This window comes from Lignipirellula cremea, assembly GCF_056501455.1.
On the sequence record NZ_CM151415.1, the window covers coordinates 901225 to 917097 of the forward strand.

General features: G+C 66.0%; 11 protein-coding genes. 6 read left to right on the plus strand and 5 right to left on the minus strand.

Annotated elements, in window-relative coordinates:
• The first annotated feature begins 102 nt into the window (after window positions 1-102).
• The 3 genes from SH602x_RS03545 to SH602x_RS03555 all read left to right on the plus strand — a co-directional run bounded on the left by SH602x_RS03545 (window position 103) and on the right by SH602x_RS03555 (window position 3915).
• Entirely contained in the window at window positions 103-1449 is a 1347-nt protein-coding gene (locus tag SH602x_RS03545) for a hypothetical protein (RefSeq protein WP_479475497.1), read from the plus strand.
• 474 nt (window positions 1450-1923) lie between these two features.
• The gene (locus SH602x_RS03550) at window positions 1924-2901 is read left to right on the plus strand and encodes a lysophospholipid acyltransferase family protein (RefSeq protein ID WP_479475498.1); all 978 of its coding nucleotides are present in this window, start codon (window positions 1924-1926) and stop codon (window positions 2899-2901) included.
• Window positions 2902-2934: 33 nt separating this feature from the next.
• Complete coding sequence (locus SH602x_RS03555; RefSeq protein WP_479475499.1) at window positions 2935-3915, plus strand: hypothetical protein; 981 nt, start codon at window positions 2935-2937, stop codon at window positions 3913-3915.
• Window positions 3916-3953: 38 nt separating this feature from the next.
• Here SH602x_RS03555 and ribD read toward each other — a convergent pair whose 3' ends face one another.
• The 5 genes from ribD to SH602x_RS03580 all read right to left on the minus strand — a co-directional run bounded on the left by ribD (window position 3954) and on the right by SH602x_RS03580 (window position 10377).
• The gene (ribD, locus tag SH602x_RS03560; RefSeq protein WP_479475500.1) at window positions 3954-5054 is read right to left on the minus strand and encodes a bifunctional diaminohydroxyphosphoribosylaminopyrimidine deaminase/5-amino-6-(5-phosphoribosylamino)uracil reductase RibD; all 1101 of its coding nucleotides are present in this window, start codon (window positions 5052-5054) and stop codon (window positions 3954-3956) included.
• Between the two features lie 30 nt (window positions 5055-5084).
• On the minus strand, window positions 5085-7253 hold the full coding sequence (locus SH602x_RS03565; protein WP_479475501.1) for a tetratricopeptide repeat protein: 2169 nt from the start codon (window positions 7251-7253) through the stop codon (window positions 5085-5087).
• Between the two features lie 198 nt (window positions 7254-7451).
• Window positions 7452-8189 (minus strand): ribonuclease III, encoded by a 738-nt coding sequence (gene rnc / locus SH602x_RS03570; protein WP_479469839.1) that lies wholly within the window; start codon window positions 8187-8189, stop codon window positions 7452-7454.
• A gap of 159 nt (window positions 8190-8348) precedes the next feature.
• Window positions 8349-8804, minus strand: a complete 456-nt coding sequence (locus SH602x_RS03575) for a hypothetical protein (protein WP_479475502.1) — start codon at window positions 8802-8804, stop codon at window positions 8349-8351.
• Window positions 8805-8991: 187 nt separating this feature from the next.
• Entirely contained in the window at window positions 8992-10377 is a 1386-nt protein-coding gene (locus SH602x_RS03580) for a bifunctional folylpolyglutamate synthase/dihydrofolate synthase (protein WP_479475503.1), read from the minus strand.
• A gap of 443 nt (window positions 10378-10820) precedes the next feature.
• Here SH602x_RS03580 and SH602x_RS03585 point away from each other — a divergent pair, with 443 nt between their 5' ends.
• The 3 genes from SH602x_RS03585 (at window position 10821) to SH602x_RS03595 (ending at window position 15751) form a co-directional block, all read left to right on the plus strand.
• Window positions 10821-11780: an ABC transporter ATP-binding protein gene (locus SH602x_RS03585; protein ID WP_479475504.1), complete on the plus strand. Its 960-nt coding sequence runs from the start codon at window positions 10821-10823 to the stop codon at window positions 11778-11780.
• A 66-nt stretch (window positions 11781-11846) separates the two neighbouring features.
• Window positions 11847-14159 carry an ABC transporter permease gene (locus tag SH602x_RS03590; protein WP_479475505.1) on the plus strand — a complete coding sequence of 771 codons (2313 nt, stop codon included), beginning with the start codon at window positions 11847-11849 and terminating at the stop codon, window positions 14157-14159.
• Complete coding sequence (locus SH602x_RS03595) at window positions 14156-15751, plus strand: hypothetical protein (RefSeq protein ID WP_479475506.1); 1596 nt, start codon at window positions 14156-14158, stop codon at window positions 15749-15751. Before SH602x_RS03590 ends, SH602x_RS03595 begins: the two co-directional genes overlap by 4 nt.
• Window positions 15752-15873 lie beyond the last annotated feature (122 nt).

Sequence of the window (15873 nt, forward strand, 5' to 3'; positions counted from 1 at the left end):
GGCGCCGATCTGCGTAGCGGCGAGCCGAGCGCATTCTACGGCGCCCGTGTCGACCGTTCGAAAGTCCGCCGGCTCGAAGGCGCGGCCGACCCTCAGGCAAAATTGAACAAGACTTCGCCAGCCTTTCGAGCCCTCGCTGCGACGATCTGCTTCTGGATCGCGGTTGCCGGGATTCGCGTGGGGGCCGTGCTGGCGCTTTGGCCCGGGCTGTCGACCGATCCTGACGCTTACGTGGCGCTGGCCGAAAGCTGGCGGCAGAGCGGAACCTACGGCCTGCTCGATGATTCCGGCGATGCCGATGCGACCGGCAATCCCGGCGAGATCGGCGAGCCGCGACCGACCGCCTTCCGGCCCCCGGCCTATCCGGCCTTGCTCGCCGCGACGACCCTCGACGGACGGATCGATCCTCGTCAGATCGCGGCGCTGCACGTGCTGCTGGGACTGGGTACCGTTCTGGGCGCCTTCGCGTGGGGAAGCGTCGTCGATTCCGCGCGAGCCGGTCGCCTGGCCGCGCTCGGCGTCGCGGTCGATCCGATCCTGCTCCATCAGTCGGCCCAGCCGATGACGGAAACGCTAGCCACGTTTCTCGCCGTCTGGGCGATCGCGGCCCTGGCCTGGGGCATGAAACGAGAGCGACCCGGTACCTTGGCGCTCGGCGGCCTTATGCTGGGCCTCGCCTGCCTGGCGCGGCCGGCGTTCCTGCCGGTGGCCGGGCTCTGGGCGGGGTATCTCCTCGTCGTCGCTTTGCGGAATGCGAGAAGCTCGGGCGAACCGCTCCAGCCTCGTTCCGTCATTCCGCGGATGCTGGCCCTGCTCGGCTTCGCGATTCCGATCGCGGCGCTGGTCGGCGGCTGGACGCTACGGAATCAGATCGTCCTCGGCGCCCCGGTCGCCGCGACGACTCATGGCGGTTACACGGCGCTGCTGGGGAACAACGACGACTTTTACCGCTGGCTGAAGGATCCCGAACGGGCGCCGATCTGGACCGCCGAACGATTGCAGGCCGATCTCGCCGAAGATCGAATCGCCGCGGGACCGGAGTCCGAACTCGAAGAAGACCGCCGGCTGCAACGGACGGTGCGGGAGTGGATCGCCGCGCATCCCGTCGCGTTCGCCGAATGCTCCCTCTATCGACTCGGTCGCTTCTGGGCGCCCGTGCCGGCGAGCGTCGGCGCCGAGGGCGGCGTGCGCTCGTCGATCCTGCGGTTCGCGATCGGAAGCTGGTACGTCGCCGCCTACCTGCTGGCCGCGATCGGACTGTTCGCTATGCGGAAGCGTCTGGCCTCCGCCGACTTCGCGCCGGCGCTGCTGATGACGTTCGCCTTCGTCGCCGTGCATGCCGTCTATTGGACCGATGTCCGGATGCGGGCGCCGATCCTGCCGGTCGTCTACCTGTTCGCCGCGCTCGGAATCGGCTCTTTGATAGAACGGCTGAGGAAGTCGCGCTGAAAGAAAAGTGTCGCCTTCTCAGGTGGACAGCGCGTATCGTTCCTTTGGCGGGGATAATCGCCGGCCCAGGCGTCGCGGTCGAAATTCTAGATACTCGACCCTCGACTGGCCCACGACGACCGCGCGCCCCCGCCAGCCGACGTCGGCCTTTTTCGTACAAACCGAGGAAAAGTCCAACGCTTGAGTTGATCTGTGTCCCATGGCTGGCTTGTCCAGCCGCGTGCCGGAAGTCAAGGAGCGGCTATCCGATCGAACCGGTTCGGACCTTCTCTGGTCGATCTCGAGACGCTCTCGTGCGCGCGGGCATCGTCGGCAGGCAGCACGGCTGGACAAGCCAGCCATGGCACACGGGAAGTTCGACGCCGCAGAGCGACCGCGGAACGGACCTTGGCGTCCGCGATTGACCTTTCCTCGCTCTTCGACGATCGAGTACGTTCGCGACGTCAGGAGCGAACCTTCGGCCGCGGGGGACCGATGCGAGGCGGGGCGAGAATCAGACAGGCGCTGCGAACGTGCGTCGACGCGGCGGTTTACGTCGCCGTCCGCACGCTGCGCTGCGCTGCCGAGATCCTGCCGCTCGATACGTGCGAGAGCGTCGCAGGCGCCCTCGCCACGTTCCTCACGTACGTCGTTCCGATCCGGCGAAAGACGGTCGACGAAAACCTTCGCCGCGTGCTGCCCCAGGCGACCGTCGCCGAGCGGCGGCAGCTGACGTGGGAGATGTGGCGCCATCTGCTGCTGATGGGCTGCGAGATCGTCCAGTCCCAGCGCAAGGTCCACGATACCAACTGGCGGGAGCACGTCCGCAATCCGCGAAAAGCCGAACTCGTTCGCTGGCTGCTCGACGACCGGCCAAGGCTGATCGTTTCCGGACACTTCGGCAACTTCGAGTTCGCCAGCCTGTTCCTGGGCGTGATGGGCTTTCGGTCGTACGCCATCGCCCGCGATCTCGATAATCCGTTCCTGCATCGTTACGTGACGAAGGTCCGCGAGGCGAAGGGCCAGTTCATCCTTTCCAAAGACGGCAGCGCGGCGATCGTCGACGGCCTGCTGGAACGGGGGGAACTGCTCGCCCTGCTCGGCGATCAGAGCGCGGGCCCGAAAGGCTGCTGGGTCGATTTTCTCGGCCAGCCGTCGTCGTGCCACAAGGCGCTCGCCGTGTTCACCCTGACGGGCGGCGCTCCGATGATGGTCTCCGGGACGCGGCGCCTGGGGAAGCCGCTGGAGTTCTCGATCGATCTGGAAGACGTCGCCGACCCCGCGGCGCTGCCCGAGGGCGTTCGCGGCGTCAAGGAACTGACTGCCTGGTACAACGACCGCCTCTCGCGAATGATCCTCCGCTGCCCCGGCCAGTACTGGTGGCTGCACAAACGCTGGAAGTTCGCTCCCCCCGCGAAGTACGTCTCGACGAGCAAGCCTGCCGTCGAGGACTCGCATCGCGCCGCGGCGTGACGCCCTGCTCTCTCCCTTTGCGGAGTCGGATCGATGCGACCGCTGGCCTGCTGCGTCTGGTTCGTCCTCTCCGGACTTACGTTCGCCTGCTTCGTTCGAGGCGAAGAGCCGTCGAAGGTTCTGCCGCCCGAAATCCAGAAGCTCGTCGCCGAGCATGAAGCGACGTGGGCGAAGATCGAGACGCTCGACGTCGAGTATGAAACGACGGCGAGCATACCGATTTCCGCTCCGTCCAAGACCTTCGCCGGTCGGTGGGTCCGCGGCGAGGGATTCGAGCGGCTAGTCGCCGAACAGGACGCCCTGGGACCGGGCGGCGCCGAGGTCGTTCGCGTCGAGGAGTTGAGCGCCATCGGCAACGAGTCCCGAAGTTTCACCCGCGAGATCGGCGGGGACTACGAGCGCGAGTCGTTCGACGAATCCTACGTTCGCCGCTGGTTGGCGATGAGGAGTCAGCAGTGGATGCGGCAGTTCGCTCACGAACTGGGCGGCGAGATGACGCTGCGCGAACTCGTGACCGAGTGGCCCACGTCGCTCGAAGAGGAGGCGACCGCATCCAGCGGCGACCGATTGCGATCGCTCAAGGCCCTGCGTCCCGTCGCAGCAGGCTCGCCCGAAGCGGGCAGCTTCGTCTGCGTAACGCTCAACCTCGACAAAGGCTGTCTGGTCCAGCGAGTCGACCAGTTGGCGAAGGACGGCGGACTGAGAAGGGTCAAAGCGCCCGCGAAGCGGACGCCCGTCGATGTAGGAAACGTGCTCGTCGCGACCGACTTTCTCGACTGCGGTGACGGGATCTGGTTCCCCGCCGAGGTTCGGGGGTACATCCTCGTCGACTGCCTGCCTGAAGACGTGACGCGCCTCGACGATTACCTGGGAATCGTGACGTGGAAGACGGTCTCCGCGAAGGCGAACGAACCGCTCGACCCGTCGATCGGCGGTCCGATCGCGCGCGAAGCGAGCATCGCCAACTCGTTCGGTAACGTCCCTCAGCCGGCGATCCTGCCGCTCCGCCGCTGACGACGGCCTGAGCGAGTCGCGTCGATTGGCGATGTCGCCTACGTCGACTTCTTCGCGACGCGACCGTTCAGATAAACGTCGTCGCCGATCGTCTCGACGCGGACGTCTTCAAGCGAGACGGCGTCGGCCATCGTGCGATGCAAATCGCCCATGATCGGGCTGAACGCCCACCGAGCGCCGATCAACTTCGGCGCGAAGAACGCGTGGACCTCGTCGATCTCGCCGGCGCCGAAGAAAGAACCGAAAGTACGAGCGCCGCCTTCGACGAACACGTTCGTCATTCCGCGGCGACCGAGTTCGTCGAGCAGCGCTTTGACCCGGGGTTCGCCCGGCGGTGCGTCGAACGGAACGATCTCGACTCCGTGCGCCGTCAGATCGGGTCGGTCCGACGGCTGATAGGTTGGGCCGCAAGCGATCAGCGTCGGAGTTTGCCGCGCCGTTCGCGCCAGGATCGATTCGCCCGGGGTGCGAAGGTCCGAATCCAGGACGACCCGAACGGGCGTTCGCGGCCCCGGCGGTCGCACCGTCAGTTGCGGATCGTCCGCTCGCACCGTTCCGATGCCGACGACGATCGCGTCCATCCGTCCGCGCAGTTCATGCACCCGGGCGCGCGAGGCCTCGGACGTGATCCACTTGGAGTCGCCGGAAGGCGAGGCGATGCGACCGTCCCATGTCGCCGCCCACTTGGCATGGACCCAAGGGCGACCCGTGCGGAGGCGCTTGAGATAGGGCGCGAGCAGCGAGGCCGCTTCCCGTTCCAGCACGCCGGTCTCGACTTCGATGCCGGCTTCGCGCAGTTCGCGAATGCCGCCGCCGGCGACTTGCGGGAAGGGATCCGTCAGCGCGACGACGACCCTCGCGACGCGAGCCTCGATCAGCGCCCGCGTGCAGGGAGGCGTCTTGCCGAAGTGGCGACAGGGTTCGAGCGTGACGTAGGCCGTGGCGCCGGCCGCGGCAGATCCCGCCTGCCGCAGCGCGTCGACCTCGGCATGATCGCCGCCGAACTTTCGATGGCGTCCCACGACGAGCAGTCGCCCGCCCTTCACCAGCACGCATCCGACCGGCGGATTCGGCTCGACGTATCCCACGCTGCGGGCGGCAGCCTGCAGCGCGATCCGCATCCAGTCGGCATCGGTCATCGATCGGCGGCGCCAGGGAGCTTCGGAAGATCAGTCCATGCCCGGCAGCCAGAGCCCCGATCCGGAGGACTTCTCGGCGGCGGCGGGCTTGCCCTGATCCGGCGTCCAGAGACCGCTGGCCGAGGGAGCCGCAGCTTCCGCCGCGGCGCCCAGCGCTCCGGCGCCAGCCATGCCCTGCATCCCTTGCATGGCCTGCTCGAACCGCGCCGGGTCCTGAGACGCCATGCGATAGAGCAACGCCTGAAGCAGGTTCTGGTACATCGCGGCGACCTGCGGGTCGCTCAGATGCCGGGCTTCGACCTCTTCGAAGATCCGGGAGACCGTCGCTTCGTCGCCGCGGGCGAGCGCGAGCTGCGCCTCCTGCAACAGCCAGATCCCTTCCTTCACGCCGCGCTTCAGGCCGATTTCCTTCGCCTGCGCGAGGAACTGATCCGCCTCCTCCGACTCGATCATCGTCAGCGCGGCGCGCGTCAGGGCGTGCGTCTTCGCCGGAACGTCGTCGAGGCTGGGACGCTGCGACATCGCGCGAGCCAGTTCGATCGAAGCCGGGCCGCCGCCGAGCGCCTGGACGTGCTCGTACAGCTCGACGATTTCCTGATCGGAAAGCTGTGCGTACGGGAGTCGCGGATAGTACACGGGGCAGAGCCGCGTCAGGTCGAGGCCTTCCGCCGGAAGCGTCGTCGGCACGGACAGCCCGAGCTGTTCCCGCAGCCGGTCGCAGGTCGCGATGTCGCGGGGATGCGCGGCCGACGATTCGACCCACAGGATCAGACCCTGCACGCGCTTGGCGAGCGCCGGATCCTTCGCCGCCTCGGCCACGGTCTTGCCGCCCAGTTCCGCCAGCGTCGTCGCGGGCAGACGTTCGAGCAGGGCCGCGTCCCACGACGAATCGCGGAGTTCCGCACGCTTCTTGTAGTCGAGATCGCCCGAAAGCGCGTAGCGTTCATGCATCGCTTCGCTGACGCGAGCGACGGTGCCCAGGACTTCGCGCGTGGGCTGACCCGAGAGGGCGCCGCCCGTGCGCTCGTTGATCAGCGTGACGATCTGCTGCGCTGCGGCGTCGCTGCCGGCGCTGATGACGACCTGCGGCGGACGGTCCGTCTGGCGTCCGAACAGCAAGGCGCTCCCCAGCGAACGCGGCAGCGCGTCGAGCGAGATCGAATCCGTCTCCGTCGGCGGCTGGCGATCGAGGAAGCCGAACGCGGCCTTGGGCGGGATCGCGTCGTCTTCGCCGCGCTCGGGCGCGAAGGGGCTGATCCGTTCGTCGCCCGGAATCTTGTCCAGCAGCGACTGTAGTTCTTCGACGTCGTAGGTCAGTTCGACCTGTTCGACGTAATCGGCGAAGGGGCCGATCGCGAAGGCCATCGCCTCCGCTTCGATCGCGTCATGCTCGTCGACGCCGGGCAGCGAGGCGAATTCGCGGAAGCCGTCGCGGGCTTCGACGCGACGCCCCAGCATGGCCCGCAGGATGGCCTGATTGCGAACGATCGAAGGCTCGCCCGGGTTCTGTTGCCGCAGACCCTCCATGATCTGGAGCGCCTCCAGCCAGCGACCGCGGGCGGCGTAGAAGAGCGCGGCGTCGAACGTCTTGCCCCACGCGGCATCGGCGGGACGCTTCGAAAAGAGCGTCTGCTGCCGGAGCATGAGCGAGACGTCCGGATCGCGACGGATCGTCTGCAGGATCTCCTGCGGACGCTCGGCTCCTTCGGGAAAGAGCGAGCACTGCAGCAGCAGGTGGACGATCGCCGCGAGGTAGTTCTCTTCGGAAACGAAGTGAATCGCGAGCGCGTTCGCGGCCACGAACAGCTCGTACGGAACCGTATCGCCCGCGAGCGCGAGGCCCCGCTGCAGCAATTCTTCCGCACGGTCGAAGTCGCGACGAATCGCCGCGATCAGAGAACCCTGGGCGACGGCGACGGCGTTCTGCGGATGAACCTCCAGAAACCGGTCCGACGATTCCGCGGCGCCCTCCATGTCGCGCAGGTCGAGCAGCGCCCGGGCGTTCATCGCGAGCAGCGACGGGCGGTCCGGGTGCTTCTTGAGCAGCGAGGCGAGCATGTTCTTGGCCGCCAGGCGTTGCTCGCCCTCGATGGCCCGCTGCACCTTCTCGATATCGGCGGCGATGTCCCGGCAGCATTTGCACGAGCGGATTTTCTCGCCCGTGCCGCCCGGACAAACGCCTAGCCCCGTTGTCGTCATCTATCGAATCCCGTCGGAATACGCAGTCGATCGAAACCCCGAGTCTACCGGATCAGCCGTTGACTGGCGAGGACGCGACGCGGCTGGAGACGAGCGCGACAGGCGTCTGGCGAGCGGGGGCGTCAGCCCCCCGTGCATCTTGAGCACGACGAACAGCTCAGGACACGGAGGGCTGACGCCCTCCGCTCGCCCCGGACGTCAATTCGAATCGGATCCGAGGCCTTCGAGCGCTTCCTTGGCGGCGAGTTGCTCGGCTTCCTTCTTGTTGCGTCCCCATGCGGGGGGAAACGTTCGATCGCCGATTTCGACCGCGATGCGAAAGCGTTTCGCATGATCGGGACCCGTCTCCTCGATGACGACGTACCGCGGCATCGCGGCGAAGTCCCGCTGCGATTTCTGTTGCAGCAGCGACTTGTAGTTGCCGCCCCCCTCGACGTCGGTCGCCTCCTCGATGATGGGGGAGAGCAAGGGATGGAGAAAGGCCTGGGCCGCCTCCAGCCCCTGATCGAGGTAGATCGCCGCGATCAGCGATTCCAAAACGTCCGCCAGCAGGGACGACGGCAGCGCGGCGACTCCCTTCATCCCCTTGCCCACTACCAGAAATCGGGCGATGCGGAGCCCCTCCGCGACCTGGGCACAGGCGCTGCGACTGACGACGGCGGATTTGATCTTCGTCAGATCGCCTTCGCGGAGGTGGGGATACTCGCGAAACAGCCGTTCGCAAACGACGAAGTTCAGGATCGAGTCGCCCAGGAACTCCAGCCGCTCGTTCGAACCGAGCCGATGGTCAGCGCCGGACGCATGCATCAGCGCCCGCCGGAGCAGCGCGGGGTCGCGAAAGCGGACGCCGAGCGCCTCCTCGCACTGAGCAAGTTCTTCGCGAATCTCGTCCGTGAGGGAGATGGCCGGGATCGCCGAACGGTCCGGATTCGGCATAGAAGAGCGTCGCCTGCGCGTTTCTCCGCTTCGGTGACTTCGAGGCGGAGATTCCTTGACCGCGTGCAGGCGCCCGCGCCTGCATCGAAGGCGCCAGTATAAACGACGCCGACGTCCGAAGTCGCGTTCGCAGGCTGCGCGGACGATGGCGCGCGTCGGTTACTCTTCGGTCGGCACGATATCGTCGAGCGCCAGAACGTCGGTCTGAAACGCGACGTGCAGGAGCTGCGCGGCGCTCCCCGCGCCGTTGGACGTGGGGGGGCGGTAGTAGATGAACGTCCAGACGGAGACCGAGTTCGATCCCTTCAGCAGGTACTTGTAGATCGTGACGCTGCTGCCGACCTGCTTGGTCTGAACCAGTTCCGAGTCGAGCACGTCGCCGATCTTCGACTTCATCACCTGCAGGTTGGACGAAATCGTATTGAACGACTCGGCGTCGATGTTCTTCAGCGGCGTCGTATCGAGGAACTCCCGCATCGCCGCCTGCGGCTGAACCTCGTCGCCTTCGAGCGACTGGAACAGCTTCTCGATTTCCGTCGTCTGGGCGAAGGCGGAGCCGGCCTGAAGGGCGACGACCGCGAACGTCAGCAGAGCAATCGTGCGGGAAGCGAGCATGATCGAATCGTCTGGAAAGAAGCGAAGGCGCGGCCCCGTGACAGGAGCCGCCCCGGGGGAGTCGTCAGGATCAGTATTCTAATCCCCGCACGCAACGACAGTCCCTGAAGCGAGTGGACGAAGCGCTTGAAGCGAGCGAGACGAAGTCCCAGCGGCAACGAGGACGAGCGAATCTTACGGGCGTCGATCACGATTTCCCGCAACTCGCGTCGATCAGCGGAAGCGTTTCGGCGGCCAGAAAAAAAGACCCGACGACGCAGCCGAGCGTCTGCGGATCGGTCGCGGCGAGGTACTTCTCCCAGGCCTCGGCAGGAGTTCGCGTCACGATCGTGGTTCCTGACGCTCCGCCGGCGAACTCGTCCGAGGCGAGGTAGTCCGCCATCTCTTCGGGCTCCGCCGCGCGCGGGTTCTCCACGTACTTCGTGAGGATCAGCGTCCGGCAGCGGGGGGCGAGCCGGTCCAGCATCGCCCGCCAGGGCTTGTCCCGGCTGGCGGCGAAGATCGTCACCAGCGGCCGATCGCGAAGCTCCGCGTCGAGCGTCTCCAGCAGCGCCGAGACGCTTTCGACCGTATGCGCAGCGTCGACGTACGTCAGCGGTCGCTCGCACGCCCGCTCGATCCGCGCCCGACAGAAGGCGCCGGCGAGGCCCGCGCGAATGGCCGATTCGTCGATGTCCGGGAACGAGCGCCGGAGCATGCGGACGGCCGCGACCGCGAGCGCGCCGTTTCGTTTCTGGTGAGCGCCTGGCAGGTGAACGATCAGGCGCTCGAGTCGGAACGGCGTGCCGTCGAACCGGTCGACGTAATCGAAGGCGCCCGGTTCGTCGCGATCGACGAGTCCGAAGTCGGTCTCGACGGCGAAGATTTCGGTTCCGCGATGCTCGGCGACCTCGCGAATGGCGGAGAGCGGTTCCGGGTCGGTCACGCCGACGACCGCCGGGACGCCCGGCTTGAGGATGCCGGCTTTCTCGCGCGCGATCGACCCTAGATCGTAGCCGAGCTGCTTCATGTGATCGAAGCCGATCGACGAAATGACGCAGACTGCCGGCTGGCATACGTTCGTCGAATCGAGGCGTCCCCCCAGTCCGACTTCCAGCACGGCGAGGTCGACCTCGCGATCGGCGAAGTGAGCCATCGCCATCGCCGTCGTCGCCTCGAAGAACGTCGCCTGCAGCGGCGAGCCGTCGGCGTCGCGGGCGACTTCCTCCGCGGCAGCGGTCCGCCGGGCGAGATCGATTACGTCCGCAGCCGTGCAGGGAACTCCGTCGACGGCGAAGCGTTCCTCCAGCCGCAGCAGATGGGGGGACGTGTAGAGCCCGGTGCGAAGACCGGCGGCGGTCAGGATCGACGCGATCATCGTCGCGGTCGAGCCCTTCCCCTTGGTTCCGGCGACGTGTACCGCCGGCCACTTCGTATGCGGATCCCCGAGCGGCGCGAGGAGCGCGCTCATCCGGTCGAGCCGAAACTCCGAATTGCTCGAAAGCGAGATCGGGATCTTCTCGTAGTCGATCCGTCGGTGGAGATACTCCAGCGCCTGGGCGTAGTCGTTGATGGTCGCCGAAACGCTGGACATGGATCGAGGGCGCGGTCGAGAACCGGAACGGATCGAGAGCGAGTCGGCAGCCGGGGCCGAGCTCGGCCGGTTATTTTACGGCCTCGTCGGCCCCGCGCGGCGGAGCGTGACGGACAGCCTTCTCGCCGGTGGGGCGCTTTTCCCCACCGCGTAAGAGTCCTGCGAATTCCGGCGCCGAAGCGGTCCGCACGATCCGAAGAATCGGCGTTTTCACCGGGAGTTTCATGAAGAATCACCCCAGGCTCGTACCTGGGACGGCTGGCCGTTCGTAGAATGGCGGTACGGCCTTATCCCTCGACCGAGCCGCTGGTTCGGCCATTCCCTGGGCGAGGCATCGCTCGGGCAGCCTTTTCATTTTTCGGGCTTCCCGTCGCCGCTCGCTCAGGTCGGTTCGTTCGAGCCGTTCGTCTGTCCCTGCATTCCTCCGCTAGAGCCTACTCTCGATGTCAGTCGAAACGCAGGAGCGCCCCGCTAATTCCCCCGTCGCAGCGCCCACCGACGAAATCATCGTCGAAACCCGCGGTCTGACGAAGATCTATCGTGACTTCTGGGGTCGCGTGAAGGTCGCCGCGCTCAAGGGGCTCGACCTGAAAATCTACAAGGGCGAAATCTTCGGCCTGCTCGGTCCCAACGGCTCGGGCAAGTCGACCACGGTCAAGCTGCTGCTCGGCCTGCTCTTCCCCACGTCGGGTCGCGCCCTGGTCTTCGATCGGGACGCGTCGGACGTCAAGAAGAACGAGCGGATCGGCTACCTGCCCGAAGAGTCGTACCTCTACAAGTTCCTCAGCGCCGAGCAGACGCTGGACTTCTACGGACGGCTGTTCGACATGCCGGCGAAGGTCCGCAAGGAGCGGATCGACAGCCTGCTCGACCTGGTCAACCTGCAGCGCGCCCGGCGTCGTCAGCTTCGCGAGTATTCGAAGGGCATGACCCGCCGCGTGGGCCTGGCGCAGGCGCTGATCAACGATCCGGACCTGATTCTGCTGGACGAGCCGACGTCGGGTCTCGACCCGATGGGGACGCGCGAGATGAAGGACATCATCCTGAATCTCCGCGACCAGGGCAAAACGATCATCATGTGCAGCCACCAACTGAACGACGTGCAGGACGTCTGCGACCGGATCGCGATCCTGCACCAGGGCGAGCTGCGCGAGCTGGGCCGCGTCAGTTCGCTGCTCGAGCGGTCGAACGCCACGCAGATCACGGCCCAGGATCTTCCGCCTGCGGCTGAAGCGGAAATTCGCGCGGTGATCGCCCGCCACGGCGGTCAGGTGCAGAGCGTCGGGCGACCGACCACGACGATGGAAGATCTGTTCCTGCGGATCGTTTCCGAAAGCACGGCCCGGCCCGGTCGAAGGGTCGAGGAACCGGTCGAACGACAGGACGACAAGCCCCAGTCGTAGTCCCGGTTTCCCCGCTCTCGTCTCGTCCGCATTCGATCCGGTCTCCGCGTTCCGATCGCCCCGCTCATGATCGAACAACTCGAAGTGCTTCCGTTCGGCGAATGGTTCGTCTCCTCGGCGATCTTTTACGTCGTCGTGGTGACGCTGCTCATCGTCATCGGTTTCGCGATCGCCGCCCTGCTGAACGTCGTCCGGTACGGACCGCTCGAAGCGTTCGACCGACTGACGCTGATCGCCGGGACGGCCTTCTCGGATCTCGTCAACTTTTCGCCGCGCCGGATGTGGGCCATCGCCCGGCTGGCGTTCATGGAGGGCATCCGGCGCTACGTTCTTGCGGTCTTCGCCCTGTTCGTGGTCGTGATGCTGTTCGCCGGCTGGTTCCTGGAACCGAACGCCGACGAACCGGCGAAGCTCTACATCTCGTTCGTGCTAACGACGTCGAACTACCTCGCGCTGATCATGGCCGCGCTGCTGAGCGCGTTCAGCCTGCCCAGCGACATCGCGACGAAGACGATTTACACGGTCATCACCAAGCCGGTCCGCGCGGGAGAGATCCTGCTCGGAAAGATCGTCGGCTTCTCGTCGCTGGTCGGGCTGATGCTGATCGCGATGTGCGCGATCAGCTACATCTTCGTCGTCCGCGGCATGTCGCACGAACATAGCGTGACCGTCGCCGACCTGACCGAGCAGCGCCTCCCGAACAGCGACGTCTATCTCTATCGCGGCGTCACGACGCGCGCCAGCGGACACCTGCACGCCTTCACCGTCGACAGCCAGGGTCAGGGCGAAACCGAGATCGAGAACGGGCACTTCCATCGCATCGCGACGCTGTTCGACGTCCGCGGCGCCTGGACGTTCACCGTCGCCGATTCCGCGAGCGGCTCGGAACAAACCTTCGTCGCGGTGATGTCGGGCAGCCCCGGCTCGCCCGCCGTGCAGGTCGCTCTGGGCGACGGCAGCCTCCCCGGCGCCGAATCGCTCGAATCGTGGAGCCGCCCCGAACTGTCCGACGCCGGTTTCGCGACCGTCGAAACCGCCCGCTTCGAGTGGACGGTGCCCGAAGAGTTCACCGGCAAGGGACGGGCGCTGCGTCTCGACGGCTCGATCGAGCTTCCCGTCCGCGAGCGCGACGGGTTCCTGTCGATCCAGGGCGAACTGTTCGAGACCGACGGCGACGGGGAGATCGTCTCCGGGGTGACCGTCCGCGGCTTGCAGCGGCTGGCCGAGAACGAGGACGCCGTCTTCGACATGCAGGTCGGCGATCACGAGGGGATGCTGGAAGCGAGGCAGCCGGTCTACGGCACGCTCCGCTTCCTCGGTCGCGACGGCAATCCCGGTCAGGGCATCGACGTCGGCATGGAGTCGCGCTACCGCGGCTACGTCGAAGGGGGAACCCTCGGCGCGGCGATCTTCACCTACGAAGGCATCACGCCCGAAGCGTTCCCGGACGGCCTGCCGGTCGAGATGGACATCCGCGTCTTCCGCACGATCAAGGGCGACATCGAACGGACGATCCGCGGCTCGCTGCAACTTGTCCGCCCGCAGACGGCGACCAGCACGAGCGTCGTCGAGTCGCGAAAAATCGACTTCGCGTCGACCGAGTTCAAGCTCAAACGGGTCGACATTCCCCGCAAGATTCAGTCGGAAGACGGTTCGCGGGAACTCGATCTGTTCGACGATCTGGTCGTCGACGGAAAACTGGAGATCTGGCTTCGCTGCGAAGAGCCGCAACAATACTTCGGCGCCGGGGCGAAGGATATTTACCTCCGCCGGGGCGACAGCTCGTTCTTCGCGAACTTCGTGAAGGGCTACTGGAGCCTGTTCCTCCAGGCGACGGTGATCATCGCGTTCTGCGTGATGTTCTCGACCTTCCTGAAGTCGGCGGTGACGCTCCTGGCGGTCGCCTGCGTGAGCATCCTGGGCTTCGCCCTGAACATGGTCACGCTCGGCACGTTCCGCGGCATCATCACGGTCATGCGGGAGAAATCCCCGTTCTTCAATCGCATCGTCTCGACGATGGGGCTCGAAGGGGGCGTCTGGGGCGACGTGTTCCAGGCTCGCGAGAATCCGGGCGGCGGCGTGGTCGAATCGGCGATCCGCATCGTCATGCAGAAGAATCAGACGATCGACATCGATACGATTCCCGAAGCGATGATGATGGCGATCCGCTGGTTCGACTTCTTCACGATGCTGATCGTCTGGCTCTTCTGCCAGGTGGTCCCCAACTTCAATTCGTTCATGACCGCCGACTTCGTCGCGCGGGGCTACGACATCACCTGGAACCTGGTCGCGCAGCAGACGCTCGCCACGGCGGCTTACGTGCTGACGCTGACCGTTCTCGGCTACTTCTTCCTGCGGAGTCGCGAGGTGGCTGCATGAGCATGGATCCGAAACGCAGCTCGCTCGTTCGTAAGCTCGTGTATCTGGCGATCGCGGCGGCGCTGCTCATTCCGCTGTTCGTGATCGGACGCCCCGCCGTCGTGCAGGAAGAGGGGCGATCCTCCGGCGGCGGCATCCTCGCCGAGATGCGGCAGCGGGAAGGCATCGCGCAGTCCGAACTGGGCGACGTCGACCCGGCCTCCTCGGCGATGCGTCTGGCCTCGCTCGGTCTGCACGGCGTCGCGGTCGCAGTCCTGCAGTCGCAGGCCAACCAGGCCAAGATCGACCAGGACTTCGACGAGATGACGGCCCTGAACAACCAGATCCTCCGGTTGCAGCCGAACTTCGTGAAGGTGTGGGACTTCCAGGCCCACAACATGTCCTACAACACGTCCGTCGAATTCGACGACTATCGCCAGCGCTACGCGTGGGTGAAGAAGGGGATCGACTTCCTGATGGTGGGCGAGCGGTACAACCGCGACGATCCCCTGATCCTGAAGGATCTCGGCTGGTACATGGGACAGAAGGTCGGACGTGCGGACGAACACAAGCAGTTCCGCCGGCTGTTCCGAACGGACGACGAATTCGTCCAGTCCTTCCCCGCCTACATCGACATCAACCGCGCGTACACCCGCTACGGCTACGACAACTGGCTGATGGCGGGGCTGTGGTACGACCGGTCGGTCTCGGCCGTCGATGAACGAGGCAAGCGCCTGTACGGCGACGGTCCGCTGATCTTCTATCGCAATCCGGCGATGTCGAAGATGAACCATGCCGAGGCGCTGGAAGACGACTTCCGGCCCGACGAGGTCGCTCAGAACGCCTGGGGCGAGGCCGAGACGGCGTGGCTCGGCTTCGGCGATCGGCCCGTGAGCTCTTCGTGGGGCGAGGCCCTGCGACTGAACCAGCTCGAGCAGATCCGCGTGCAGATCGCGGACCTCGAACGGAAGCTCGACGAATTCGCGCCGGGCGTGCGCGAGCGTCTCGTCGAGGAGCGCTCGAAGCAGCTCGACCCGCTCTTCGTCGAGGCCGTGAAGACGCCGCCCGAAGAGCGAACCCAGACGCAGGTCGAGCAAGCGAACGCTGCGGCGCCCTTCCTGGAGGTCGACGCGGAGTTGATCTTCGCGGAGATCCCCAGCGACAAACGCACGGGCGAAGCCGTTCGCCTGACCGACCAGATCGCCAAGCTGAAGCAGTACGCCACGTACGTCGATCGCTATCGCAATCAGATCGCGTTCGACTACTGGCTCGGTCGCGCCCGTCTGGAGGGGACGTCGGACGCCATCGCCGCGCGAAACTTCGTGCTCGACGCGAAGGAAGATTTCCAGGCCGGTCGACTGGAAGAGGCGAAGGAAGGCTTCGAAAAGGGCTTCGCGCTCTGGAAGAAGCTCCTGACCGAGTTCCCCGTCACGCTCGACAGCACCATGACGGACGACCTGTCCGAGAACATCGAACTCTACGGACGGACGCTCGACAACCTGGGCGAGCCATTCCCCCAGCCGTTCGATCTGCAGATGGTGATCGACCGTCAGACGGGCGGCGAGACGCCGGCCGCGCCGCCCGCGGAATCCCAGGAAGATCCCGCGGCGTAAGTGTCCGTTTTCGTCGATCGCTCGACGCGCCTGGGCGACCCCGATAGCTCCGCTATCGGGGTCGACGAAGTCGACAAGAGAAGAGAGGACCGCCGCCGCGAGCGTCTCCGGCCTCTTCCGTA